Genomic DNA, 23,987 nt, shown 5'->3' with positions numbered 1-23,987 from the left:
GGCGAGGACGCGATCAGCGGCGCCGCGTGTAGGGCAGCTCGCGCACGAAGTCGACGCGGAGCTCGCCCTTGTCGATCCCCGCCGAACGAAACGTCGTCCGGTGCGATCGGCGTACGGCGATGATGCCGTCGCCGTCGCCGAGGAGAGCGCCTGCGACGGTGGCGTGGCCGGTGTCGAGTTGACCGCACCGCCATGTGCTCCGCCGACCCTCGCCGTCGATGGCCGTGACGTCGACGGAGATGGGCTCGCGCTCGGCGCTCGGCTCCCAAGTCAGTTCCACGTCCCCGCCAGCGGCGACGGGATGCGCGGGGTCGTGACCATCCATTCGCAGACCACCGACGTCGCCCGGCGCTTCAATCGCGACGCGGACCGGCCCTAGCTCCGGCTCGCCAGCGACGCGAACCTCCAGGGGAGCGCGACTCGCAACGTCGAGTCGGCTCGCTCCGTAAATGACGCCGGAGACGACGTCGACGACGTCGGGCACGCGGCGCTTGCTTAGCTCGAACGGCGCCGCCGTGCTGTCTGCGTGCAGCGTCACCTTGCCGACGTCGAGGAGTCGCAGGCCCCCGACGGGCACGGAAGGGACTTCTCCACTCGCGCGCACGCAAGATCCAAGGGGCGGCGGCGCCTCGTCGAGGGCGAGGAAGCGCAGCACGTCTTCTGTCAGAGGGCCCGCACGGCCCCGAACAAAGCGAGCCTTCGCGTCGCTGCGGGTGCCATCGGGACCCGTTACGCGTTCGATGACGATCGCTGCGGCGGCGGCGCTCGCCTCGGCGTCGAGCTCGGCGGACGCGCCCACGTTGGCGGAACATCCGGAGGCGCCGGCAAGGGCAAGCGACGCAAAAAGCAACCGGCCGTGCATGCCTACCCAGTTTATTGGGGTGCCCATGCTCCCGCAACCGCTCCAGCGCACGGGGGTCGAAAAAGGAGGCAAGGAGGGTCGGTCTAGAAGGTCCAACTCAGCGCCGTTGCGGGCGTAATGGCCAGCCCCGAGACCTTTGCGGCGGTCTCGTTGTAGCGACCACTTATTGAAATGAACCCCGCTTGGAGCTCCAAGCCGACGTGCAGGTAGCGATAGCCCAGGGCTCCTCCGACCACCGCGCCCAGGCTGAGGCGGTCCGCCTCCAAGACCACGGCTTCCGCGACGCCGGGGCGGGGATCGGTCGAGACGTTCTCGAGCGAAACGCGGTCGAAGCCGCCGCGCGCTCCGAACCACGCCTTGTAGGCGCTCGACGGGCTCTCGTAGCCCACGAGCGCGGGAACGTCGGCGCCGTAGCCTCGGAGTTTCGACAGGTCCACGTTGCGGAGCGACCCGTCGTCACCGCCGTAGAACGGGGCCGACGCGCCGGCACCGAGCGAAAGGTCCCACTGGCTCGCGAGAGGGAAGCTGCGACGCAAGTCGATCCGCAGGCCGCGCCCGGTGTAAGCCAGACCGCCTTCGAACGAAGCGCCTACGCCGGCGCGCGCGGCGACGAAGGGCGCCAAGCCCGGCGCGACCGCGGCCGCCACGAGCGCGCCACGCGCGTAGCTGGCGTTGGTCCCGGGAGGTCCTGGCACGGCCGCACCCGAGGCTGCCTGCTCGCGAGCGGACGTGAGCGCGCCGGTCAGCTCGCCGGTCGCGAACTGGGCGCTGGTCCCGGCGACGGCGCGCACGTCGCCGCGAGACAGGGTTCGGGCCGGATGAAGGAGTGGGCCTCCGCCGCCGCACGCGCAAAGAACGGAGAGCGGCACCAGGAGCGCCACGCGGCTCGCTGCAAGGCTGCCGTGCGCTGTGACAGGTCGTGACGACACGTGGCGTTCACGCTCGCCGGCGACCGCGCGCCGGCCCACCCCTGATTGCACTACTTGCGGAACCGGGACGGAAACACGTTCGTCGAGACGCGCTTCTTGAGCTCCTCGTCGTCGGGATGAAGGCGCAACGCGCGCTCCAACAGATTCTGTTCGGCTTCCGAGTGGGCGGGGTCGGGGAGGCAACACTCGACGGGGCACACGGCCTGGCAGGCCTCGTGGTCGTAGAAGCCCACGCACTCTGTGCACAGCTCGGGATCGATGACGTAGATCTCATCGCCCTCGCTGATCGCTTCGTTGGGGCACTCGGGCTCGCAAGCCCCGCAATTGATGCAGTCAGCCGTGATGTGGGTCGCCATGGCGTTTGGTCCGAAACCTCGGGGTCTCTATAGCCCATTTCGCCACCAAGAAAGGGCCTTTTGGATGACCCCGTGCGAGCCGCTCCGGAGGCCGAGGTCGCGTGGCGGTAGGCGCCGTCGCGGACAGCTGCGCCTCCGCTCGCTGCTTATCGCTCGACGTGAATGGCAAGCGGCACCAGCGTGACCGCGCCCATGATGCGCATCGGCCTCGTGCACTACGCCGCCTTGGCGCTTTTCGCCGCCCTGGCCGCTGGATGCACCCCGGTCCTCGGCGACCCGTGCGTCCTCTCGACCGACTGTTCGCTCCGCGGCGATCGGACGTGCGACACATCTCAACCGGGCGGCTACTGCACGATTCGCGACTGCCGTGGCAACGGCTGCCCCGACGACGGCGCCTGCGTCCTCTTCGAGGCGACGGTCCCCGGCTGCGCGTTCGACAGTCGCGCCCCAAGTCGCGTCGGGCGCTCCTACTGCATGGCGGCTTGCGCCGACGATACCGACTGCCGCGGCGGCTACGTCTGCGTCGACGCGAAGGCTGCGCCCTGGCTCGGCGTTATCCTCGACGACGACACGAGCAAGCGTGTTTGCATCGTCCCAGCGACCCCGTCTACGGCCACGCGGCTCACGGCGTCGGCGCCCGTCTGTTCGGCATTCTCGGGCGACGCGGGGGTTGGGGTCTCGGTGGCCCCAGATGCAGGCGCTGATTCAGGGCGAGATGCCGCGACCCCCATCGTGGATGCTGGCAACACGGACGCCGCCGACGCGGGCACCGACGCCGCGCTACCGAGCGACGCCGCGAGCGGCGGGTAGTTTCCCACTTGGCACGGCGCGCCCCGGCGATCGGTCTCGTCGTTACCCGCTCCGGCGAAGCGCTCGCCGTCCTCGTCCTGCTCGCCTCCCTGGTCTTCTTCGCGCTCCGGCTCCTGCCGGGCGATCCGGCGGCGCTTGTCCTCGGCGATCAAGCGAGCCCTCGCGAGCTCGCGCTCTTGCGCAATCGGCTCCATCTGGACGAACCGATGGCGAAACAATACGGGCGCTTCCTGTGGGGCCTGCCGCGGCTCGACTTTGGCGAATCGCTCCGTCGCCCCGGAGTGCGGGCCTCCAGCCGCGTCGCCGTCGCGCTCGGTCCTACCGCCGAGCTCACCTTCCTGGCCATGGGCATCGGCGCGACGGGCGGGCTCGCCGTCGCCGTCCTCGCTGTGGGACCGTGGCTTGGTCGCCGTCGGCGCTACGTCGACCGGGCGCTCGTCGTTGTGGCCGCCACGCCCCTCTTGTCGTTCGCCCCGCTCTTCACGTACCTGCTGGCGGCTCGCTGGCGCGTGGTGCCGTTGCCCGGTGATCCCGACGCGGGCTTTCGCGGCGCCCTCTTCGCGGCAGGCCTCTTGGCTATTCCGTTGGCGGCGCAGCTTGGACGCATCACCCGCGCGGCGCTCGCGGAGGTCGTCGACCTCCCTTTCATCGTGGTTGCGCGCGCCAAGGGCGGCAGCAGCGCTCGCGCGTTCTGGCTCCACGCATTGCCGGCGTGCGTCGGCCCCGTCGTGACGGTCCTCGCCACGCAGTTGGGCGCGCTCCTCGGCGGCGCGGTGGTCCTTGAGCGACTCTTCGAGCGGCCCGGGCTCGGGACCCTGATCCTCGAAGCCTACGCGTCTCGCGATCTGCCGGTGCTTGAGGCGGGCGTTGTGGCGGCCGGAGCGCTCTTCGTGTTCGCGCAGACCGGTGCCGCGTTCGTTCACGCGGCGCTCGACCCGCGGGTGCGCTCGTGAAAGCACCGTGGCGCATGGCGCCGCTCGCGCTCGTCACGGCGGCGTGTCTCTTGGCAAAGGGACACGGCTCACCGACGCGCCTTGAGCCGGCGCACGCTTGGTGTGCGCCCTCAGCATCGCGGCTCCTTGGGTGCGGCGAGGGAGGCGTGAACCTCTTGCCCTTCGTGGCGCACGGGATCTTGCGCGGCGTCGTGCTCGCCGCGGGCGTGGCCGCCCTGGCCTTCGTCATCGGCACCGTCGTCGGAGCGGCGGCGGCGCTGCGCGGCGGCTCCGTCGAGCGCGCCACCGAGCGCACGCGATCTGCTGCAAGCCTTCCCGGGTTCTTGCTCGCGATGGTGGTCCTCTCGGCGGTGCGTGCGCCGTCGCGCGCTCACTTGGGGGCGGTCTTCCTCTTGACCGCGTGGGCGCCCTTTGCGCGCCTCGCGCTTTCGCAAACGCGGGTCCTCCGAGAGGCGACCTTCGTCTCGGCGGCCGTGGCCCTCGGCGCCGCTCCGGGCCACGTGCTCTTGCGTCACATCGTTCCCAACCTCGTTGGTGTCGGGCGCGTGCAGCTCGGCGCTACGGCCGCCGGCGTCGTCGTGGGCGAGGCGGCGCTGGCATTCGTGGGCCTTGGCCCCGCCGACGGCGTGTCGCTCGGCGCGCTCATGGATCAAGGCGTCGCCGGCATGTTGCGCGCGCCGCACGTCCTCGCGTTGGGCTCGCTCTCGGTGCTCGTCACGAGCGGAGCGTTGCTCGTGGCTTCCGGCTCCGCGACGCCGATTCGTAGCGATCGCTGACGCACCGCTTTCGGCCTGTGCAAGACTGCGCGGGTGTTTGCTCCCCTCCGCTGCCCCGCTCCATCGAGGCTGCCTTCCGTGATGTCGGCTCCACGAAGTCCGACGTGCGCGCGGCGGCGGCGCGCGATGTGGCGCGGCACGCCCTCGCCGACGCGAAGCTGCGCGAACGGGCCGTGCAAGCGCTATCGGCGGCCCTCGAAGACGCGGCGCCCCTCGTTCGCTCGGCGGCGGCGCTCGGCCTCGGTGAGCTCGAGGCCAAGGAGAGCTTGCCGCGCCTCCTGCTCTGCGTCGAAGACGAGAACAACGACGTGCGCCAGATGGCGCTCACGGCGCTCGGCGAGCTCGGCGACGAGCGGGCGTTGCCGCGGCTACGGCGCGCGCTCACCGATGAGCGCCCCGAGGTTCGGTACCAGGCCGTCATCGCCGTGGCGCGCCTCGCGTCGCCTTCGGAAATCGCCGAGGTGCTCGCGGCGTCGCTCGCCGACTCGGATGGAGCGGTCCGGTACATCGCCCTTCGCGTCGGCGAGGAGCGGCTCGTCGAGCTCGTCAAAGATAGCCCCGCGGCCTTGCCCGCGTTTGCGCCGCTCGTCGAGGCCGCCGCCGGCCTTTGCGTGGAGAAAGGCTTGGAGCCGCGGCTCGTGCTCCCAGCCGCGATCCTCCTCGCCCGTGCCGGCCGTCGCGACGAAGCGGCGCGCTTCGTCAGGGACGCGGTGCGCGGCGCGCTGTCGCCCATCGAGCAGGAAGACGAGCAGGAGGCCGTCGAACTCGCCGGCGAGCTTGGCCTCTCAGACCTCGTGCCCGACTTGGAGCGACGCGCCTACGGCGCCGCGCGGCTCCTCCGCGATACGTGCGTCTTCCACGCAACCATCGCCCTCGCGCGTTTGGGGCACGGTCGCGCCATCGAGCAGATCACGCGCGATCTCACGGCGCGGCGCGGCCCGACGCGCGCCGCGGCGGTGGTCGCGGCGGGCCGGGCGCGGCTCGTGTCCTTGCGCAGCGTCATCGCGTCGCTCGACGACGCGTCCGTCGATGCGGCCCTTCGGCGCGAGGCGCTTGGGCTCCTCGACGAGGCCGCACCTTGAAGGCGCCGCGACCGCCGCGTCGGGCCCTGGCCCTCGATGCCGTCTCCACGCTGGCGCTCGCCGTCTGGTTCGGCGGCCTCGTCGTGCTCGGCGCCGTCGTCGCGCCCATCGTGTTTCGTACCGTGCCGATGCCCACGGCGGCCGACGCCATGACGCTCGTGTTTCGTCGCTTTGACAGCGTCGCTCTTGGCGCAGCGATCGTCGCGTGCCTCGCTGAAGGGGCCGCCCTCGCGTGGGGCTACGCCCGCGTGCGGAGCCACACGGTGATGCTCTTCGCGGCTGCGGCGCTGGCCCTCGTCCAAGCCATGGCCCTCTCGGCGCCCATCGAAGCCCTGCATCGCGAAGGCGCCGTGCGCGGCCGGGGCGCTCCCGGCGAGCGCCTCGAGGTGCTCCACCGCTGGGCCGAGCGCTCGGCGAAGACGCAGGTGCTGCTGCTTGCGGGGTGTTTGTTCCTCGGCCGCGTGAATACCAAGAAGCGGCTCCCCGTCTGAAGAGTCACGGCCGAGTGCTGGCGTGCGATCCCGCGCCGGCCCCTTGGACTTCCTTCCTTCATGCCGCAGCTGACCGCTCCGCTCCACGTAGAAAACCGCGCTTCCGGCGCCGTTTCGCCCCTCCGCCCCCACCCGCCCGGGAGCTGTGATGCGGTCGAGACAGCACGAAAGGTATGGGAACGTGTTGACGCTCGGGGGCCGGTCAGTATAGTCCGCGCACTCTTGGCCAGGGCGCAGCTTGCGCCACGGTCCAAGGGGCGTCACGGTAACGGGCCCGAGCGGACGGATCATCGTTCCTTCCTTTCGGCGACTTCGTTGGCTTGCGGCCCCGGCCGCGATGAGGAGGCAATTACATGTTGAAGATGTCCTTGGGTCTCGCTTCCAGCGCGGCTCTTTTGATGATGCTCGCGAATGGCTGTTCGTCTTCGGAGACCGCGGTCGGCGGCGGCGATTCCGGCACCACGCCCGCGAGTGACGCGTCCACTAAGAAGGACGGCACCACCGGCACCAGCGACGGCGGCACGACCGAAACCTGCAGCCCCGGCGACGTGGCCTCCTTCAAGCCGACCTGGAAGGTGCCCGCGGCCTTCGGGACGAAGAAGTGCACCGATCTCCAAATCGAAGCGCTCATGTGCGCCATCGACGACAACGCCGACCAGGCCACCTGCGACAAGGCGAGCAAGGACGCGGCGAACAAGGACTGCCTCGCGTGTATCTACACGCCTTCCAGCGCCAAGAACCCCGGCCCGCTCATGGTCTCCACCTCCGGCGGCGTCATCAGCCTCAACATCGCAGGCTGCATCGCGAACTCGGAAGGCAAGACCACCGCGGCCGACTGCGGCGCAAAGGTCCAAGCGGCTGATCAGTGCGCGGATGAAGCGTGCGAGGCCAACTGCCCCACGGACACGACGGAAGGCTTCAAGGCGTTCCAGGCGTGCACCGAAGCAGCGCTCTCGGGCGGCTGCGAGTCGTTCTCGACCGACGCGGCTTGCGCGGAAGACCTCACCAAGGCCGGCGGCGCGGCTGAGAAGTGCCTCGAGGGCACCGGCTTCCTCGAGCGCGCGACGAACCTCGCCACGCTGTTCTGCGGCGGCGGCACGGCGACCACCGACGGCGGCACGGACGCGGCCAAGGATTCGCCGACCGAAGGCGGCTGAGCCTTCGCCAACGTGACGCGAACATGACAAGGGGCGGTTCCTCGCGGGGCCGCCCCTCTGTCTTTTTGTTCGCTCCTTTGTGAGCGTTGCTCCGCGACGTGGTCCCTTGATTCAAGGAAGAGCATGAAGATTCCCTCCTGGTTACCCTTGGCAGCGATTTCCCTCTCGCTGGCCGCCTGCGGACGGTGCGGCGAAGCGTCGAGCGAGGGCACCGCCCCCGGCACCGACCTTCAGAAGAGCCGAACCACCCAGCGCGTGAGGCTCGCGCGCCCCGGGCTCATCGACCTTGGCGACGCGTCGGCGGCCCCCGCCCCAGCCGACGCCGCGCCCGGGCTAGGGGATCGCTAAACAGCTCTCGCACGCAGGCTCCCCCGAGGGACCCCCCGTTGCCGCGCTCGCGGGGCGCCCAAGTGCGCCGTCGTCGAACGCCGCAAGCTTGAGTATGCTGCGCGCCGCATGACGCTCGACACCGGTCACTCGGGCTCCTCCGCCTCTCTACCCTGGGGCGCTCCACGCGTGGCGAGCGACGCCGACCCCCACGACGTCGGCCTCTTACGCGTCCTCGACGACGAAGCGCGGGCCGCCGCAGGCGCGCCGACGATTCCTTCCGACATCCTGCTCCGCGGCTACCGCGAGATGCGCCGGCTCCGCGCCATCGACGCGCGCATGATCGTGCTGCAAAGGCAGGGGCGCGTCGGCTTCTACGGCGCGTGCACGGGCCAGGAAGCGGTGCCCATCGCCACGGGCCTCGCGCTCGAAGCGAACGATTGGGTCTTCCCGGCGCTCCGCGAGCAGAGCGTGATGCTCGTGCGTGGCTTTCCGCTTCGGGCCTTCATCGCGCAGGTCTTTGGCAACTCCGGCGATGTCCTCAAGGGGCGGCAGATGCCGAGCCACCACTCGGGTCGCGCCGTTCATCAGGTGAGTTGGTCGTCGAACATCGGCCCCCAGATCCCGCAGGCCGTGGGCGCCGCGTGGGCCATGAAGCGGCGCCGCGCCGAAGACGGCCCCCGCATCGCCGTCGGATTTTCCGGCGACGGCGCCACCAGCCAGCCGGACTTTCACTACGCTCTCAACTTCGCCGTCCGATACGACGTGCCGGCGGTCTTGGTCACGCAGAACAACCACTGGTCCATCAGCGTTCCTACGTCAAAACAGACGGCGTCACGCACCCTCGCCATCAAGGGGCGCGCGTATCGCATCCCCACGGCACGCGTCGACGGCAACGATCTCTTGGCCGTGTACCTCGTCCTCAAGGCGGCCTTCGAGCGCGCTCGCCGCGGGGAAGGGCCAAGCTTCGTCGAGTGCGTCACCTACCGCATGGGCGCGCACTCCACGAGCGATGATCCGACGCGCTACCGCTCCAACGAGGAAGTCGAGCACTGGCGCCGCAAAGATCCCGTCGATCGGCTGCGCAAGCACCTCGCCGGTCTGGGCCTCGTGACCGATGCGTCGGACGCGGCGCTCGACCTTGAATTCGCCTCGGAGATAGGGGCTGCCATCAAAGACGTCGAGGCCCTGCCGCCGCCCGATCGCGCGACGCTCTTCGATGACGTGTACGCCACGTTGCCCTGGCACCTCGAAGAGCAGAGGGCCGCGCTCGCCAAATTGCCGCCGGCCCCTACACACGGCTGAGAGAACACGAACGCCCGCCGCGAGCGGGCGCACTGAGAGATAGGTCGAGGAACAAAACATGTCGAAGAGCTACGACGCAATCGTGATTGGTGGTGGACCTGGCGGCTACGTGTGCGCCATCCGGCTTGGCCAGCTCAAGCAGAAGGTGCTCTGCGTCGAGAAGGAAGAGGTTGGCGGCGTGTGCCTCAACTGGGGCTGTGTCCCCTCGAAGGCGCTCATCTCGGCGAGCCACACCTACGAGAAGGCTCGCGACGGCGGCATGATGGGCCTCGTGGTCGACGGCATTCGCGTCGACGTCCCCAAGATGCAGGAGTGGAAGGACGGCATCGTCAAGAAGCTCACCGGCGGCGTGCGCACGCTGCTCAAGGGCAATGGCGCCGAGCTTGTTTACGGGACCGCCCGCGTGACGGGACCGACGAGCGTCGAGATCGTGACCCGTGAAGGAGTGAAGGAGACCGTCACCGCGAAGGCCATCGTCGTCGCGAGCGGCTCCTCGACGGTGGAGCTTCCGACCTTCAAGTTCGACGGCAAGCAGATCATCGGCGCCAAGGAGGCCGTCAGCTTGAAGTCCGTGCCCAAGCGGCTCCTCGTCATCGGCGGCGGGGTCATCGGCCTCGAGCTCGGCAGCGTCTACCAGAAGCTCGGCTCCGAGCTCATCGTGGTCGAAGCGACGCCGAGCCTCCTGCCCGGCGTCGACGCCGATCTCACGGCCGTCGTCGAGAAGAAGCTCGTGAAACACGGCGCCAAGATCATCAAGAACGCCAAGGCCATGGGCTACGAGCGAAACGCCGACGGCTCGCTCGCCGTCAAGGTCGACATGGGCGGCGGGAAGCACGACACCGTGATGTGCGACGTGGTCCTCGTCGCCGTCGGGATGCGCCCCAACGGGGCCGGCCTCGGCCTCGAGGAAGTCGGCGTCAAGGTCGAGCGCGGCTACGTGCCCGTAGACATCTCCGGCCGCACGACCGTCGCGAGCATCTACGCCATCGGTGACGTGAGCGGCAACCCGATGCTGGCCCACAAAGCGAGCAAGGAAGGGGAGGTCGTGGCCGAGATCATCGCCGGTCACAAGGCCGCAAAGGACTGGGTGGCGATTCCCGCGGCCATCTTCACCGATCCGGAGATCGCGACGGCGGGTCTCACGGAGACGCAGGCCAAGGAGAAAGGCCTCGAGGTGCGCATCGGGAAGTTCCCGTTCGCCGCGCTGGGCCGCGCCATGGCTGTCGCCGAGACCGACGGATTCTTCAAGGTCGTGTCCGACGCCAAAACCCACGAGGTCCTGGGCATCCACATCGTCGGGCCCTCGGCGAGCGATCTCATCAGCGAGGGCGCCCTCGCGCTCGAGATGCACGCCTTCCTCGAGGACATCGGCCTCACCATCCACCCGCACCCGACGCTCGGCGAGGGCATGATGGAAGCGAGCCTTCACGGCCTGGGCCAAGCCGTCCACGTCATGAACAAGTAGGCCGGCCGGGCGCCGCGCCGCGCAGGGGCCGGTCCGAGAGCGCGCCGGCCCGCTCAGCGCCGGCCCTTGAAGCCCATCATTTGCTGGACCGCGCCTTCGCTCGCTTCGGCGATCTCGGCTTGTTCGCGCGCTCGATCGGCGCAGTCTTCGCAGAGCTTTTTGGCCTTCCCGTCCACCTTGACGCTCACGAGCGAATCGACCTCGGACTCGCATTCTTTGCAGATCGGCATGGGGGCCTCCTCTCGGCTCGGGTTGCCATGTTAACCTAAGCCAAGCGAACGGTCCCTAGCCGACGCCGGAGCAACCTACGATGGGCATCTTCGATCGCATGGGCAAGGTCATCTCGAGCAACGTCAACAACCTGCTCGACCGCGCCGAGGACGACAAGAAGCTCCTCGACCTCACCGTCGAGGAGATGGAGGAGCAGCTGCGGCGCGGACGCCAGGAGGTCATCTCGGCCGTCGCCTCGGAAAAGCAGCTCAAGAAGCGCGTCGCCGAGCTCGAGGCCGACACCGAGAAGTGGGACAAGCGGGCCGAGCTCGCCATGAAGGCCGGCGACGAAGATCTTGCGAGAGACGCCCTCAAGCAGAAGAAGCGCGTCTCGACGGAAGCGCAAAATGCCGAGAAGGCGCGGCAGGAGCAAGCGACGCAGGCGCTCAACATGAAGGCCGAGCTGGAGCGCATGGATCAGAAGCTCGACGAGCTCCGCCTTCGCAAAGGCACCATCGCGGCGCGCTCCGAGCAGGCCAAGGCCGGCGGCGGCAGCGAAGGACTGGGGGCGCGTGGCGGCTCGAGCGCCTTCGACAACTTCCGCCGCATGGAAGACAAGATCGAGGGCCGCGAAGCGGAGGCCGCGGCGATGCGCGAGGTCGAGGAGGCCGTTGGTGGCGGCAAGAAGCACGACGACCTCGAGGCGAAATTCCGCGACCTTGAGCGCGGAAAGGCGCCCGGTGGTGGCGGTGGCGCGAGCTCGGAGATCGAAGAAGAGCTCGCCGCGCTCAAGAAACGCGTCCGCGTGACCTGATCTTGCCCTGACCGGATGCATTCCGACCCGTGACCCAAGACCGCCGCATCGTCGTCACGTTCCGCATGCCCTCTCAAGGGGTGCGCGCCGGGGAGCCGTCGAGCTACCTCGTGCGGTCGCGGTCGCTCGCGAGTCGTGCCGAGGCCCTCGGCGCCACCCTCTGTTCGTGGAGCGCGATGACCGTCGCCTTCGCGTTCCCGGTTGATGCCCTCGAAGAGGCCATCGACCTCGTAGTGTCGCTCATCACGGAGGTGAGCCCCGAAGGCGAACGCTGGGCTGCCGGCGTGGCCGAGGGCTCCATGGAGACGCTCGATGACAAGCGCAACGAGCTTGCCTGGGGTGAGCCGCTCGTTGTGTCGCTGACCTTGTCGCGGGTGGCGCGCTCCGGCGAGGCGCTCGTACACACGGGGCTCTCCGCCATCGATGCCCTTCGACTCATGGAGGTGCGCGCAGCAACCGACGGAGGCCTCGAGGTGCGTGGCAGCCGCCTTGACCCTCAGCGCCCCTGGCGCCGCCGGCCTCACTCGGGCGCTGCCGTTGAGCCGAGCCCCCCGCCGCCGCCGGCCAAGCTCGCCGCGGTTCCCGGAGCGGTGAAGGCGCCCAACCTGGCTAGCGGCGCGGCCGCGGCGCTGCCCGTGCCACCACCGCGCCCTTCGGTGACCAACGAGGCGCGCCTGTCGGTGAGCAGCGAGGCGCGCACGATCCCCAATCGTCCTCCCGCACCCTCCATCGTGGCCATCGAGGACGACGAAAAGCCCGAGACGCCGCGCCCGCGGGCGACCGCTGCCGAGATGGCCGCCGCCGTTCGCACATCACGCGCGGCGTTCCTCGCCCGAAACAAGCTCGCCCTCGCCGAGTCCGCGGCCACGCTGGAGGGCGGAGCGTCGACGTCCGCGGGACGCCTCCGGGCCTTTGCGGATTTTACGCGCGGCGACGTAGGCCCCGCGCTCCGAGCCCTCGAGCAAGCGCGCGACGAAGCGCGCGGCGGCGCTCGCGTGCAGGCGGCGCTGGCCCTCGCGGTGATGCTCGCCGGCGTTGGCAAGGCCGACGACGCGCTCCTTGAAGCGCTCGACGCGCTGGCGCGTGCTCGCGAACTAGGTGACGCCCTAGCCGCCGACGCCTGCGCGCGCTTCCTTCGCCGCCTCACCGCGGCACGCCTCGAGCCGCCGTCGGAGCCCCTGCTCGATGAGCTCGATGTCGACATCGATCTCGAAGACTTCGACGCTTCCCCCTAGTTTTTCCCGGCCTAGGGTCCGAGGTCCTCGCGCTGAACGAGGATCTCTCTCAAGATCTCCGCGACGGCCTCGTAGAGCGCCTCCGGGATCTCGGCGCCCTCCTCCAACGTGCGGAGCGCGTGCGCGAGGGGCACGTCGCGCACGACGGGCACACCAAAGTCACGGGCCGCACGCACAATGGCTTCGGCGACGACGCCTTCACCGCTCGCGAGGATCACCGGCGCGCTCTCACCCTCGCTGTCGTAGTGGAGCGCCGTAGCCAAGTGCGTCGGATTCACGATCACGACGGTCGCTCCCTTCACGGCGCCCGCGTTCGCCGCGGCCAACAGCTCCTCGTGCGCGCGCTTCCGAGCGGCCAAGAGTGCAGGGTCGCCCTCGCTCTCCTTGTGCTCGCGCTGCACCTCCGCCTTCGTCATGCGGAGGCGCGCCATCCACCCGCGTCGCGTCAACGCCAAGTCGGCGGCACCCAAGCCGAGTCCGAGCGCGACGGCCCACGACGCGATGGACTGGGCGAGAACGGCGGCGACGGATAGCGCCGCGAGCGAGCCGCGCGCCGGCAAGCGTACGAGAGCCAACAGATCGGGAAGGTGGTCACGAAGGGTGGTCACGACGATGGCGCAAATGGCGCTCGCGACCAAGAGCGCGCGCACGGTCGCGAAGAGCCGCGTCGGAGTCGCGAGCTCCGCAAGACCGCGCACAGGGTTGAGGCGCGACGCGTCGGGAGCGAGGCGACTGAGGGCTACGGTACCGCCGGTCTGCACCATGGTCGCGACGGCGCTGACGAGGAGTGCCGCCAAGAGGACAGGGAAGGAGAGCGAGACGACGAGCGCGAGGGCTTCGGCCGCTCGATGCTCCAGCGTGGCCAGCTCCGTCAGGCTCGTGCTTGGGCTCGAAGAAGTCGCCGCGACAATTCCGTGGGTCGCCGTCTCGAGGAGTCGGCGCGCCGCGAAGGGGAGCACCGCGAGCACCACGACCGCGAACGTCACCGATTGCGTCGCCGCCGCACTTACGCCGCTGTCGCCTCGCTCCCGCGCCTGTTTGAGGCGCCTTGGTGTCGGTGCTTCGGTCTTCGCGCTCATCGTTTGCGTGCGGGGGCCTTTGCCTTCTTCCGTCTCGTTGCCGCCTTGGCGGCCACCTTCTTTGGCGACTTCTTCACGGCTGACTTCGACTTCGTCTTGGTGTTCGCGTTGGTCTTGGTCTTGGTCTTGGTCTTGGATCGCGCAGGCTTCTTCGCGACCTTCTTTGCCGGCGCAGCCACCTTCTTGGCGACGGCCTTTCTCTTCTTCGGCGAGTTCGCAGCCGAAGTTGCGTGCTCGAGCGCGATTTCTCCGAACGGAGACGGCAGCACCTCGCCACGCACGATGCGGAAGAGATCGAGGAGCAGCTCACGAACGCCTTCACCGGTGACGGCCGACACAAGCCGCACGTCCACGCGCTTCTTCGCCAGGGCCGCGCGGATACGCGGAAAGGCCTCGCGGACATCGGTTCGGTCCGCTTGGCTGAGGGCGACGATCATCGGCCTCTTGGCGAGCGCCGCATCGAAGCGGCTCAGCTCTTTCATGAGCACGTCGTAGTCGCGCACCGGCTCTCGGTCCTCGCCCGGGTCCAACGTGATGAGGTGCAAGAGCGCCCGAGTCCGCTCGACGTGTTCAAGAAGCGAACGCCGAGCCCCGCTCCCTGCGACGCGCCAGGAATGAGGCCTGGAATATCCGCCATCACGAAGGATGCTTCGTCATCGACGCGAACGACGCCCAGGTGTGGCACCAGGGTTGTGAACGGATAGTCGGCCACCTTCGGACGCGCGGCGGAACACGCGCGAATGAACGTCGACTTGCCGGCGTTGGGAAATCCGAGCAAGCCAACGTCCGCCATCACCTTGAGCTCGAGGCGAACGTCACGCTCCTCGCCCGCTTCGCCGGGCTCCGCGCGGCGCGGTGCCCGGTCAAACGACGTCGCGAAGTGAATGTTGCCGCGGCCGCCGCGGCCGCCGCGGGCCACCACGGCGCGCGCGCCGAGTTCGCTCAAGTCCGCGATCTGGGTGTGCGTCGCGACGTCGACGATCTGGGTCCCCACGGGGACGCGCATCTCGAGGTCGGCGCCGCCGCGTCCGTAACAGTCTTTGCCGCGCCCCGGCTCGCCATCGGGGGCGCGAAGGTTTCGCTGGTGCGTGAAGTCGAGGAGCGTCGAGAGGCCGGGATCAGCGACGAAAATGATGTCGCCGCCTTTGCCTCCATCGCCGCCCGAGGGCCCGCCATGGGGCACAAATTTCTCTCGGCGAAAGGCTACGCAACCGTTGCCTCCCTTGCCGGCGAACAGATGCACGAGGGTTGAGTCGACGAACTTCATGGGGAGTGGGTTATACGCCTATTTTCCCACGTTCCAGTGCATCGATTCACGGGGTCGATGCGCGTCGTGGGCCTGTCTGGGGCGCGGAAGGGGAGCCAGCGAATGGCTGAGACCAGGCCGCCGGCCTCGCTGGCGGAGGTCGCGCGGTTTTCGTACCTTGGCGCCCACCATGGCAGCCAAGAAGCGTCCGCCCGAACTGACCGAACCAGCCCGCGACCCGCTCGTTCGCTTCGGCGTCGCGATGGAGGCTTCGTTGCTTGACGAGTTCGACGCCATCGTTAACGCGCGTCGGAGCACGCGCTCCGAGTTGCTGCGCGACCTTGCCCGCGCCGAGATCACCCGTGCCCACCAGCGTTCCGACGCGAAGGCCGTTGGAACCCTCACGCTCGTCTACGACCACCACGTGCGGGACCTCAGCGAGAAGCTCAACCAAATGCAGCACGACCTCGGCGACGCGGTCCGCTCGACGCTGCACGTTCACCTCGACCACGATCACTGCCTTGAAGTCATCGTGCTCATGGGCCGTGCGCGCGAACTGCACGAGGTGGCCGACCGGCTCTTGGGCACCAAGGGCGTAAAACACGGCGCCCTCGAGCTCGTTCGGACCGAGCGCCCCGGCGCCTCGCCGCGCAAGCACGCGCATCCGTAGGGGCGTTCATCGCCCTAATACGCGTGCTCACTCGTCCAGCTGGACGAATTTTCATTTCGTTGGCACGAATTCGAAACTCGCCGAGATCAGGCGACAATCGTTGGCACACCAACGATCGCGCCTACGGTGGGGAAAATAACCCTCTTTACGTGATCGGCCCGAAGTCGGAAAACGGCAGGCTCGCTGGCTGCAACGCTCCATCTCGATGGTGTCGCGCGGCCCGGAAAGGAGGTCCGTGCAATGACGGTCGATGCAATGGCGACTTGGCTTCTGGGAGCGATGGTGTCCTGGAGCCCCCCCCAGAACCACCACAAGGAAGGGGCGGACGCCGCCCTCGCGCGGTACGGCGCCATCGCTCGCGACCTCGCGTCGGTGGCCCTCGAGGCGGAGCAGGCTCCGCTCTTCGACGGTCCCACCGGCCGCGCACAGACGGCCTTGCTGCTCGCCGCCGTGGCCTCGCTCGAATCGGATTTTCGCCGCGAGGTCGACACGGGCAAGCTGCGCGGCGACAACGGGCGAAGTTGGTGTATTCTGCAAGTACAGGTCTACGGCAAGACGCCCGAGCAGTGGACGGGACAAGATCTGGTGGACGACCGGAAGCGCTGCCTCAAGAGCGGCCTGCGCGTGATGCGAGAGTCGTTTCGCCTGTGCAAAGCGCTGCCGGTTGAATACCGCCTCTCGGGGTACACGTCGGGCACCTGTTGGGCGGAGCCGCTCGCAAAGGTTCGCTCGAGGAGGGCCTTCTCCTATTGGAAGAAGAAGCCGTTTGCGGCGCCCGGCGGCGCCTGAGGCGCATCTTCGGGCCGGCGAGCTAGAAGCCTCGGCGACCGCCGCGTGGGCGCGCGAAGGGGCGGTGGTCGCCGTTCATGGCGCGTCGAGCCAAGTGACGATCGTGCGCAGCGGGCCCGGGTTACCCCGCACTGCGACCGCCATGGCGTGTCGTGCTGAAGGGAACGCCTGCTCGAAGAACCAGCCGCCGCCGGGGTCCCCGGCGCTTTCGTCGAAGGTCGCCGTGGGGCGCATGGTGCCGTCGACCGAGAAGGAGAAGCTCCCAAGAGGAATGGCGAGGCCCAGGCCGCGCGCCTTGATGTAAGCCTCCTTCAACGTCCAAAGTTCGAAGAAGCGTCTGCGCTGCCTCTCGGGCGCCAGCGCGCGCAACCCCGCGACTTCCGCTTCGGAGAAAAAGCGGTCGGCGACGCCGACCGTCTCCGTGGCTCGGTCCATGGCTTCGACGTCCACCCCAATGTCGACGTCCCACGCGACGGCGCAGGCCACCAGGCCTCGCGTGTTCGACAAGTTGAAGCGAAGCCGCCGGCCCGGTGCCATTGCGGGCGCCGCCACGTCGCGCAGCTCTGGTCGCCCGTAGGGCCCCAGCTCGAACGAAAGGGCCCGCGGCTCGGCGCCCAAGAGCTCTGCGAGCACGCGCCTCCCAAGGCCTCGCGTGACCATGAACTCATGGCGCACGACGGGCGGAATGTACCGTCGCCAGCGCGCGAGCTCGTCGGGCGCCAGCCAGTCGCCATAGCGAGCGGCGGCGGCGCCGGGCTCCAGAGAGGCCGGATCCACCAGAAAGATCCGCGCTTCGTCGGCCGCGAGACTCCACATCGCGGCGGAGCATAGATCGCTCGGGGGCCGCCTCGCGCGTCCATTCCCGGCGCGCGCCGCGGGAGGCTATGTATGTATTCTGCAAGAATGTAGACTGCAATATCGCGAGCCCGATCGCTCGGCGCGAGCTCCGTTCGCCAGCGCGCGATCGACGCCTGGCCACGCGTGGGCCGCTGCAAATGATGTCGTCGCGGGCGGGCGGAAGTTGGCCAAATATGGCTTGAATTTGGCCCTTGGCGAGCGCTCTGACTACGCTGGAGGTGCCGCTGTAGGGCGAGAGAGACGCGCCTGGGACATGGGGCGAAGTGCTCCTCCAAAACCTCGCTGGCACAAAAACAAATTGTTGAGGTCCTTGCGCGATCCCCGTATCAAGGAAGTATGCGAGGACCCATTTGCCCTAAATTCTCCGGCCTAGCCGGAATCATCTCAATACTCAGCGCAACCGGGTGTGCGGCGGGGGTTGACCCTGGACCGACGCCTGAAGACCCGCGCGCAGGTCGTCCTACGACGACCCTTAGCGACCAGTCGCAAGTCGACCACGTTCGGAGGATCGTGGACACGCACTTCGGCGACGAGAGGGCCCAGTTCTCGGAGGTGTACCGGGACCTTTCGACGTTCGTTTACCGCGACGTGAACAAGAACCAGATTCTCTCTCAGTGGCTCATCGACGAGAGCGGCCACACCTACTGGACGCGAGCTTGCCGCGTCGGCCCCAAAGGCGGAGTGCTTTGGAGCACGTGCAGCTCTTGGGACCTCGGTCATGACGTGTCCGACCTCGGCCTACCGGGTTTTGGCCCAATCGCGGGCATGAACACCTACGTGTGGACCGAGAAGACCGGCAACTTCGACCAGCAGTATTTGGCTCAGACCGTCTTTAGCGAACGCGGCGACCGCCGAATGGGACGCATCTGCCCCATCGAGCGCGAGCCGGTCAACGCAAAGTGCAGCGACTGGGAGAAGCTCGCCATCGACACCCATCAGCTCGACGTTCCGGGCGCCTCCTCCCTCCGTGACGACATGCACTACTCCTACACCTCGGTGGACGGAGAGTCCGTGGTCGTTCAGAGCGTGCTCAGCATCGACGGCTCCCTGCTCTGGGACCGCCATTGCGTGAACGCCAACGCCAGCCCGCTCGTGGCCTCCTACAAGTGCGGCTTCGGTGCGCGTGCTCCGCTCAAGGACTACGGCATTCGGTTCGTCTCTGCGGCCGGCGCGGGTCAGTACACCTACCAAGACGGTGACCAGCAGGTGCTCGCCCAGACCTTCCTCTCGGTCGACGGTGGCCGCGCGTACAACCGCACGTGCACCATCACCGAAAAGGGCGTCGACTGGAATGACTGCTCGCCGTTTACGGCGACCACGATCAGCCAGCTTCGGGTGACCGGCGCGCCGCTCTGAGCCCGCCTTTCACGCGAATCAAAAAAAAATTGGCGTGGCTCCCGCTCGGCCGTTGGTCGGGGCGAGCCCCGCGAAAGTCCCAGGTGTGACATGTCGAGAATGAATTTCAGGCTGTCGGCGGAAGGAATGGTGGGCAGCTAAAGATGGCGCGGTGACCCTGGTCCGGGTTGCCGCCCAAGAAGTCGTGCCCGCGAGAGCGACGCTCCACCGTGTCCTCGCTCGCGGACGCTATCGCGGTGCGACAGGCACAAAGGCATGGGGTCCTCCGCCCCGTGCCTTTGGTCTTTTTGTGGGCTTGGGACGCTGAGGCAAGCAGAACCAGCCCAACCGTCCTTTACAGGTGAAGGGCCGTCTGCTACATCGCCGCCGCTTCCTCCTCGTAGGAGGGAAGACGAGGCGTGCTGAAGCGTCGGCGGACAGCCACCGACGGCCAACCCCTCGAGATCGCGGGTCTTCCGTCAATCTCGGGCACACTTTCGGTCACGCGCTTCATAAGGCGCCCCGGGACGCGGCGGACCCCCACTCGGAGAGGTCATTGATGAAATCCGCGTTTCGTAACGACAAAGCTCACACGAGCTTTGGCCCCGCTTTCGCGAGCGTTTGGGCGTCGATTCTTACCCTGCTCGTCGCCCTGCCGGCGTTTGCTGGCGGCGAAGGGGCGCCCCACCACGGTGGTGGCGAAGCCAACCTCATCGTTCCCAAGCTGAACGACCCGACCATCGCCAGCTTCTTCGGCATGCCGGGCTCGAGCCTCCTCTACATGGGACTCGGCGTCTGCGCCCTCGGCGTGGCCTTCGGCCTCGTGATCTTCAGCCAGCTGAAGAACGCGCCGGTCCACAAGTCGATGCTCGAGGTTTCCGAGCTCATTTACGCCACCTGCAAGACGTACCTGATGACGCAGATGAAGTTCATCCTCATCCTTGAGGCCTTCATCGGACTCGTCGTTGCGATCTACTACGGCGCGATCCTCAAGTTTGAGCTCTCGCGCGTAGCGATCATCCTCATCTTCAGCCTCGTCGGCATCGCGGGCAGCTCGCTCGTCGCGTGGTTCGGCATTCGCGTGAACACCTTCGCCAACTCGCGCGCCGCCTTCGGCTCGCTCGCTGGCAAGCCGTTCCCGACCTACGCCATCCCGCTCAAGGCCGGCATGAGCATCGGCATGTTGCTCATCAGCGTCGAGCTCTTGATCATGCTCGGCATCCTCCTGTTCATCCCCGGTGACTACGCCGGCCCCTGCTTCATCGGCTTCGCCATCGGCGAGTCGCTCGGCGCCTCGGCGCTCCGCATCGCCGGCGGCATCTTCACGAAGATCGCCGACATCGGCTCCGACCTCATGAAGATCGTCTTCAAGATCAAGGAAGACGACGCGCGCAACCCCGGCGTCATCGCCGACTGCACCGGCGACAACGCGGGCGACTCGGTCGGCCCCTCGGCCGACGGCTTCGAGACCTACGGCGTCACCGGCGTCGCGCTCATCTCGTTCATCCTCCTCGCCGTCAAGAACCCCGACGGCTCGGCGAACCTCGCCGTCCAGGTGCAACTGCTCGTCTGGATCTTCGTGATGCGCATCGTGATGGTGCTCGCCAGCGCCGTCGCCTACTTCATCAACGACGTCCTCGCGAAGGCCAAGTATCTGAACGCCGACAAGATGAACTACGAGGCCCCCCTCACGCAGCTCGTGTGGATCACCTCGCTCATCTCCGTCGCCCTCACGTTCGCCGTCTCGCACTCGCTCATCGCGAACCTCGCCGGCGACCCGTCGCTCTGGTGGAAGCTTTCGGCCATCATCACCTGCGGCACGCTCGCCGGCGCGATCATCCCCGAGCTCATCAAGGTCTTCACGTCGACCGAGTCGGGTCACGTTCGCGAAGTCGTCACCTCGTCTCGTGAAGGCGGCGCGTCGCTCAACATCCTGTCGGGCCTCACGGCCGGCAACTTCAGCGCCTACTACATGGGCATCATCCTCGTGGTCCTCATGGGGACGGCCTACTGGTTCAGCATGCAGGGCCTCGGGGTCCTCATGACCGTCGGCAAGGTCGACGCCTCCGCCGTCTTCGCCTTCGGCCTCGTGGCCTTCGGCTTCCTCGGCATGGGCCCGGTCACCATCGCCGTCGACTCCTACGGCCCGGTCACCGACAACGCGCAGAGCGTCTTCGAGCTCTCGACCATCGAGTCCATTCCGGGCATCAAGGAAGAGATCAAGAAGGACTTCGGCTTCGACGTGAACTTCGAGAAGGGCAAGCACTTCCTCGAAGAGAACGACGGCGCCGGCAACACCTTCAAGGCGACGGCCAAGCCCGTGCTCATCGGAACCGCCGTCGTCGGCGCGACCACGATGATCTTCAGCATCATTGTCGTCCTCACCGACGGCCTCTCGAACGTCGAGAAGATGGCGAAGCTCTCGCTCCTTCACCCGCCGTTCCTCTTCGGCCTCATCGTCGGCGGCTCGATGATCTACTGGTTTACCGGCGCTTCCACCCAGGCCGTGACCACCGGCGCCTACCGCGCTGTCGAGTTCATCAAGGCGAACATCAAGCTCGATGGCGTTGTGAAGGCCTCCATCGAGGACTCCAAGAAGGTCGTCGAAATCTGCACGATCTACGCGCAAAAGGGCATGTGGAACATCTTCCTCACGGTCTTCTGCGGGACCCTCGCGTTCGCGTTCTTTGAGTCGTACTTCTTCATCGGGTACCTCATCGCCATTGCGCTCTTCGGTCTCTTCCAGGCGCTCTTCATGGCCAACGCCGGCGGCGCCTGGGACAACGCCAAGAAGATCGTTGAGGTCGAGCTCAAGGCCAAGGGCACGCCGCTCCACGACGCGGTCGTCGTCGGTGACACCGTCGGCGATCCATTCAAGGACACCTCGTCCGTCGCGATGAACCCGGTCATCAAGTTCACGACGCTCTTCGGCCTCCTGGCCGTCGAGCTCGCCGAGCAGATCCCGACCCAGCGCGTCTACCTCGCTGTCGTGCTCTTCGCGATCATGTCGTACTTCGTCTGGAAGTCCTTCTACGGCATGCGCATCGAAGTCAGCGAGAAGGGCTCCGGCGAAGCCGCGGCTCCCTCGCCGGCCGAGTGACACACGACTGACACCAAGCCGCGGCTCCCAGGGGCCGCTCCTCTCGAGGCTCCCGACCAAGTGTCCGGGAGCCTCGAGCTTTTTGCGCTGAAATACGCCGGACCATCGAATTGCGTCTCAGTGAAACGCGCTATGGAACATCCGGCCGAGGCGCGCTAAAGAATGCCCCGGATTCGCCGGGTCCTCGCAAACCCAACGAGTCACCCACGCTCTCGGAGGAACCGCTTGCTTCGAACCACCAAGGTCCTTGGCGCAACGGCCGTGTTCCTGACGCTGCTCGGGATCGCGGAGGCCGGCTGTGGCTCCGACAACTCGGAGTTCGCGACCACTCGGGTTCCCGAAGGCGGTGTGGCCACCACGTCACCCACGGGCCCGGTCGTTGATTTCGAGGCCGATGCGGCGCCCAAGGAGCCCTGCGAAGGTCTCCACTGCGCTCAGGTTAAGTGCGGGCCCGGCGTGACCACCACGGTGACCGGCACTGTGACCGCGCCGAACGGCACGTTGCCGCTCTACAACGCCATCGTGTTCGTGCCGAACAAGCCGCTCGATCCGGTGCCGGAGGGTGCGTCTTGCGATCGCTGCGGCAACGTCTCTGGTGAGCCCGTCGTCGCGACCATCACCGACACCAACGGAAAGTTCACGCTCAAGAACGTCCCCGTAGGCCAAGACATCCCGCTCGTGGTGCAGGTTGGCAAGTGGCGCCGCGAGCTCAAGATCGCCGTCGAGAAGTGCGTCGACAATCCCATCACCGACGTGAACTCCACGCGTCTTCCCAAGAACTCGGCGGAGGGGCACATCCCCAGGATCGCCGTCAGCACCGGCTGGTGTGATCAGCTCGCGTGCCTCCTGCCCAAGCTCGGCCTCGATGCGAGCGAGTATTCGCTCGACAAGACGAAGGGGCGCCTCCACCTCTACCGCGGCAGTCAGGCCAAGCCGCTCGGCGCGGCCGCCGTTGCGCCAGCACCGGCGCCTGCCGGCACCACCGACGCGCAGCTCTTCTGGAACGACGTCAACCAGCTCAAGTCCTACGACATGGTGATGCTCTCCTGCGAATGCGGCGAGCACAACGAGACCAAACCGCAGGCCGCCCTCGACGCGATGTACGCGTACGCCTCAGCCGGCGGTCGCGTCTTCGCGTCGCACTTCCACTACACCTGGTTCCAAAACGGTCCGACGGAGCTGCGGTCCGTCGCTGACTGGTTCGGCGCGCCGGGAAACCCGGAGAATCCGCCCGGGCCCTTCTCCATCGACACGAGCTTCCCGAAGGGCGCGGCGCTGGCCGATTGGCTGGTGAACGTGCAGGCCTCGACCACGAAGGGCGAGATGCCCATCTCGCAGCCGCGCGAGAACGTGGGCCGCGTGCTCTCGACCTCCGCGCAGCGCTGGGTCTACGGCAAGAAGTGGGTCATCCCGGGCGTCATCGCCGATCCCATCCGCCCCGAGCCGACGAAATACCTCACGGTGAACGCGCCCGTCGGCAAGCCCACCGACCAACAGTGCGGCAAGGCGACGTTCGCTGACATGCACCTCTATGCTGGCGACGAACAAGCGCTGCCAGGCCTGCCCGACGACGCGTTCCCCGCCTCGTGCGGCACGACGCTGACGCCGGAGGAGAAGGCGCTCGCGTTTCTCTTCTTCGATCTCTCGTCTTGCGTGCAAGACGAGAAGGAAGCGCCCACGGCGCCGGTGAAGTGAGCGACGTCGACGAGCAAGCTGTCGTCTCCGACGACGCGGCGAACGCGCCCGCCTCCGAGGCCATTGCCAGCGGCTACCGCGCCAAGACGACGGGCGACGACGATCAAGAGATCCGCGCCGCGCAGGCGCTTCACGAACGAATCCAGCGGACGCGGAAGAAGGCGTCGCTCACCTGCATGCTCTCGGGCCTCGCTCTCGGCGTCGTCTTGGCGACCACCGGTCAGGCGTTCCTCGCGGAGCAACTCGGTGGTCGCTTCGGCACCTTGGCCCTCGTCGTGGTCTTCTTTGCGCCGCTCCTCGGAGCGCTCGCTCTCGCCGAGTGGGTGGCGGAGCGCGCCGTCCGCGCGCGCATTGGCGGCTGGATGGCCGAGGTCTCGAAGGAGCACGGCGTGGCCGTGGCCGCGCTCGAAGATCACGCGCGCATCGCAGGGGCCATTGACTAG

23 protein-coding genes and 1 pseudogene are annotated in these 23,987 nt (G+C 67.8%); 17 read left to right on the top strand and 7 right to left on the bottom strand.

Annotated features, from left to right (window positions below):
• Window positions 1-13: 13 nt before the first annotated feature.
• The 3 genes from IPG50_26015 to IPG50_26005 form a co-directional block, all read right to left on the bottom strand.
• Entirely contained in the window at window positions 14-862 is an 849-nt protein-coding gene (locus tag IPG50_26015) for a hypothetical protein (GenBank protein MBK6695637.1), read from the bottom strand.
• Window positions 863-945: 83 nt separating this feature from the next.
• The gene (locus IPG50_26010; protein ID MBK6695636.1) at window positions 946-1,791 is read right to left on the bottom strand and encodes a hypothetical protein; all 846 of its coding nucleotides are present in this window, start codon (window positions 1,789-1,791) and stop codon (window positions 946-948) included.
• 50 nt (window positions 1,792-1,841) lie between these two features.
• Entirely contained in the window at window positions 1,842-2,147 is a 306-nt protein-coding gene (locus IPG50_26005; protein MBK6695635.1) for a YfhL family 4Fe-4S dicluster ferredoxin, read from the bottom strand.
• Window positions 2,148-2,309: 162 nt separating this feature from the next.
• On the opposite strand from IPG50_26005, the gene IPG50_26000 reads away from it, so the two are divergent.
• From IPG50_26000 to lpdA, 9 genes are all read left to right on the top strand, one after another.
• A complete protein-coding gene (locus IPG50_26000) occupies window positions 2,310-2,957 on the top strand; it encodes a hypothetical protein (protein ID MBK6695634.1) in 648 nt (215 codons plus the stop codon).
• Window positions 2,958-2,965: 8 nt separating this feature from the next.
• Window positions 2,966-3,910 carry an ABC transporter permease gene (locus tag IPG50_25995; protein ID MBK6695633.1) on the top strand — a complete coding sequence of 315 codons (945 nt, stop codon included), beginning with the start codon at window positions 2,966-2,968 and terminating at the stop codon, window positions 3,908-3,910.
• A complete protein-coding gene (locus IPG50_25990) occupies window positions 3,907-4,686 on the top strand; it encodes an ABC transporter permease subunit (protein ID MBK6695632.1) in 780 nt (259 codons plus the stop codon). The genes IPG50_25995 and IPG50_25990 overlap by 4 nt, the downstream gene beginning before the upstream one ends.
• A gap of 17 nt (window positions 4,687-4,703) precedes the next feature.
• A complete protein-coding gene (locus IPG50_25985) occupies window positions 4,704-5,768 on the top strand; it encodes a HEAT repeat domain-containing protein (protein MBK6695631.1) in 1,065 nt (354 codons plus the stop codon).
• Window positions 5,765-6,259, top strand: a complete 495-nt coding sequence (locus tag IPG50_25980; GenBank protein ID MBK6695630.1) for a DUF4149 domain-containing protein — start codon at window positions 5,765-5,767, stop codon at window positions 6,257-6,259. Before IPG50_25985 ends, IPG50_25980 begins: the two co-directional genes overlap by 4 nt.
• A gap of 353 nt (window positions 6,260-6,612) precedes the next feature.
• Window positions 6,613-7,416: a hypothetical protein gene (locus IPG50_25975; protein ID MBK6695629.1), complete on the top strand. Its 804-nt coding sequence runs from the start codon at window positions 6,613-6,615 to the stop codon at window positions 7,414-7,416.
• A gap of 123 nt (window positions 7,417-7,539) precedes the next feature.
• Window positions 7,540-7,764, top strand: coding sequence for a hypothetical protein (locus IPG50_25970; GenBank protein ID MBK6695628.1), 225 nt, complete (start codon window positions 7,540-7,542; stop codon window positions 7,762-7,764).
• 108 nt (window positions 7,765-7,872) lie between these two features.
• Entirely contained in the window at window positions 7,873-9,048 is a 1,176-nt protein-coding gene (locus IPG50_25965) for a 3-methyl-2-oxobutanoate dehydrogenase (protein ID MBK6695627.1), read from the top strand.
• Window positions 9,049-9,106: 58 nt separating this feature from the next.
• Entirely contained in the window at window positions 9,107-10,513 is a 1,407-nt protein-coding gene (lpdA, locus tag IPG50_25960; GenBank protein MBK6695626.1) for a dihydrolipoyl dehydrogenase, read from the top strand.
• Window positions 10,514-10,566: 53 nt separating this feature from the next.
• Here the strand turns inward: lpdA and IPG50_25955 are convergent, their stop codons facing one another.
• Window positions 10,567-10,743, bottom strand: coding sequence for a hypothetical protein (locus IPG50_25955; protein ID MBK6695625.1), 177 nt, complete (start codon window positions 10,741-10,743; stop codon window positions 10,567-10,569).
• Window positions 10,744-10,823: 80 nt separating this feature from the next.
• Between IPG50_25955 and IPG50_25950 the strand changes: the two genes are divergently transcribed.
• Window positions 10,824-11,537, top strand: coding sequence for a PspA/IM30 family protein (locus IPG50_25950; protein ID MBK6695624.1), 714 nt, complete (start codon window positions 10,824-10,826; stop codon window positions 11,535-11,537).
• 29 nt (window positions 11,538-11,566) lie between these two features.
• Window positions 11,567-12,772, top strand: a complete 1,206-nt coding sequence (locus IPG50_25945) for a hypothetical protein (protein ID MBK6695623.1) — start codon at window positions 11,567-11,569, stop codon at window positions 12,770-12,772.
• An 11-nt stretch (window positions 12,773-12,783) separates the two neighbouring features.
• Here the strand turns inward: IPG50_25945 and IPG50_25940 are convergent, their stop codons facing one another.
• Together IPG50_25940 and obgE are read right to left on the bottom strand one after the other, a co-directional pair.
• On the bottom strand, window positions 12,784-13,851 hold the full coding sequence (locus tag IPG50_25940) for an EscU/YscU/HrcU family type III secretion system export apparatus switch protein (protein ID MBK6695622.1): 1,068 nt from the start codon (window positions 13,849-13,851) through the stop codon (window positions 12,784-12,786).
• Window positions 13,848-15,118 (bottom strand): annotated as a pseudogene (obgE, locus tag IPG50_25935) (GTPase ObgE). Before obgE ends, IPG50_25940 begins: the two are co-directional and overlap by 4 nt.
• Before the next feature lie 169 nt (window positions 15,119-15,287).
• On the opposite strand from obgE, the gene nikR reads away from it, so the two are divergent.
• Window positions 15,288-15,767, top strand: coding sequence for a nickel-responsive transcriptional regulator NikR (gene nikR, locus IPG50_25930; protein MBK6695621.1), 480 nt, complete (start codon window positions 15,288-15,290; stop codon window positions 15,765-15,767).
• Between the two features lie 255 nt (window positions 15,768-16,022).
• On the top strand, window positions 16,023-16,556 hold the full coding sequence (locus IPG50_25925) for a hypothetical protein (GenBank protein ID MBK6695620.1): 534 nt from the start codon (window positions 16,023-16,025) through the stop codon (window positions 16,554-16,556).
• A gap of 75 nt (window positions 16,557-16,631) precedes the next feature.
• On the opposite strand, the gene IPG50_25920 is transcribed toward IPG50_25925, so the two are convergent.
• Window positions 16,632-17,216 (bottom strand): 4'-phosphopantetheinyl transferase superfamily protein, encoded by a 585-nt coding sequence (locus tag IPG50_25920; GenBank protein MBK6695619.1) that lies wholly within the window; start codon window positions 17,214-17,216, stop codon window positions 16,632-16,634.
• A 708-nt stretch (window positions 17,217-17,924) separates the two neighbouring features.
• On the opposite strand from IPG50_25920, the gene IPG50_25915 reads away from it, so the two are divergent.
• The 4 genes from IPG50_25915 (at window position 17,925) to IPG50_25900 (ending at window position 23,987) form a co-directional block, all read left to right on the top strand.
• Window positions 17,925-18,770 (top strand): hypothetical protein, encoded by an 846-nt coding sequence (locus IPG50_25915; protein ID MBK6695618.1) that lies wholly within the window; start codon window positions 17,925-17,927, stop codon window positions 18,768-18,770.
• A gap of 538 nt (window positions 18,771-19,308) precedes the next feature.
• On the top strand, window positions 19,309-21,849 hold the full coding sequence (locus IPG50_25910) for a sodium-translocating pyrophosphatase (GenBank protein MBK6695617.1): 2,541 nt from the start codon (window positions 19,309-19,311) through the stop codon (window positions 21,847-21,849).
• A 225-nt stretch (window positions 21,850-22,074) separates the two neighbouring features.
• The gene (locus IPG50_25905) at window positions 22,075-23,544 is read left to right on the top strand and encodes a carboxypeptidase regulatory-like domain-containing protein (protein MBK6695616.1); all 1,470 of its coding nucleotides are present in this window, start codon (window positions 22,075-22,077) and stop codon (window positions 23,542-23,544) included.
• Window positions 23,541-23,987, top strand: coding sequence for a hypothetical protein (locus tag IPG50_25900; GenBank protein ID MBK6695615.1), 447 nt, complete (start codon window positions 23,541-23,543; stop codon window positions 23,985-23,987). The genes IPG50_25905 and IPG50_25900 overlap by 4 nt, the downstream gene beginning before the upstream one ends.

This window comes from Myxococcales bacterium (genome assembly GCA_016703425.1).
Classification (GTDB): Bacteria; Myxococcota_A; Polyangia; order Polyangiales; family Polyangiaceae; genus JADJCA01.
The sequence above is the reverse complement of the archived record's forward strand: the minus strand, read 5'-3'. Positions and strand labels throughout refer to the sequence as shown.

Excerpts from the sequence above, each read along its gene's own strand:
- IPG50_26015 (MBK6695637.1), bottom strand. The coding sequence starts at position 862 with ATGCACGGCCGGTTGCTTTTTGCGTCGCTTGCCCTTGCCGGCGCCTCC.
- IPG50_26005 (MBK6695635.1), bottom strand. The coding sequence starts at position 2,147 with ATGGCGACCCACATCACGGCTGACTGCATCAATTGCGGGGCTTGCGAG.
- IPG50_26000 (MBK6695634.1), top strand. The coding sequence starts at position 2,310 with ATGGCAAGCGGCACCAGCGTGACCGCGCCCATGATGCGCATCGGCCTC.
- IPG50_25975 (MBK6695629.1), top strand. The coding sequence starts at position 6,613 with ATGTTGAAGATGTCCTTGGGTCTCGCTTCCAGCGCGGCTCTTTTGATG.
- IPG50_25970 (MBK6695628.1), top strand. The coding sequence starts at position 7,540 with ATGAAGATTCCCTCCTGGTTACCCTTGGCAGCGATTTCCCTCTCGCTG.
- IPG50_25965 (MBK6695627.1), top strand. The coding sequence starts at position 7,873 with ATGACGCTCGACACCGGTCACTCGGGCTCCTCCGCCTCTCTACCCTGG.
- lpdA (MBK6695626.1), top strand. The coding sequence starts at position 9,107 with ATGTCGAAGAGCTACGACGCAATCGTGATTGGTGGTGGACCTGGCGGC.
- IPG50_25955 (MBK6695625.1), bottom strand. The coding sequence starts at position 10,743 with ATGCCGATCTGCAAAGAATGCGAGTCCGAGGTCGATTCGCTCGTGAGC.
- IPG50_25950 (MBK6695624.1), top strand. The coding sequence starts at position 10,824 with ATGGGCATCTTCGATCGCATGGGCAAGGTCATCTCGAGCAACGTCAAC.
- IPG50_25940 (MBK6695622.1), bottom strand. The coding sequence starts at position 13,851 with ATGAGCGCGAAGACCGAAGCACCGACACCAAGGCGCCTCAAACAGGCG.
- nikR (MBK6695621.1), top strand. The coding sequence starts at position 15,288 with ATGGCAGCCAAGAAGCGTCCGCCCGAACTGACCGAACCAGCCCGCGAC.
- IPG50_25925 (MBK6695620.1), top strand. The coding sequence starts at position 16,023 with ATGGCGACTTGGCTTCTGGGAGCGATGGTGTCCTGGAGCCCCCCCCAG.
- IPG50_25920 (MBK6695619.1), bottom strand. The coding sequence starts at position 17,216 with ATGGTCACGCGAGGCCTTGGGAGGCGCGTGCTCGCAGAGCTCTTGGGC.
- IPG50_25910 (MBK6695617.1), top strand. The coding sequence starts at position 19,309 with ATGAAATCCGCGTTTCGTAACGACAAAGCTCACACGAGCTTTGGCCCC.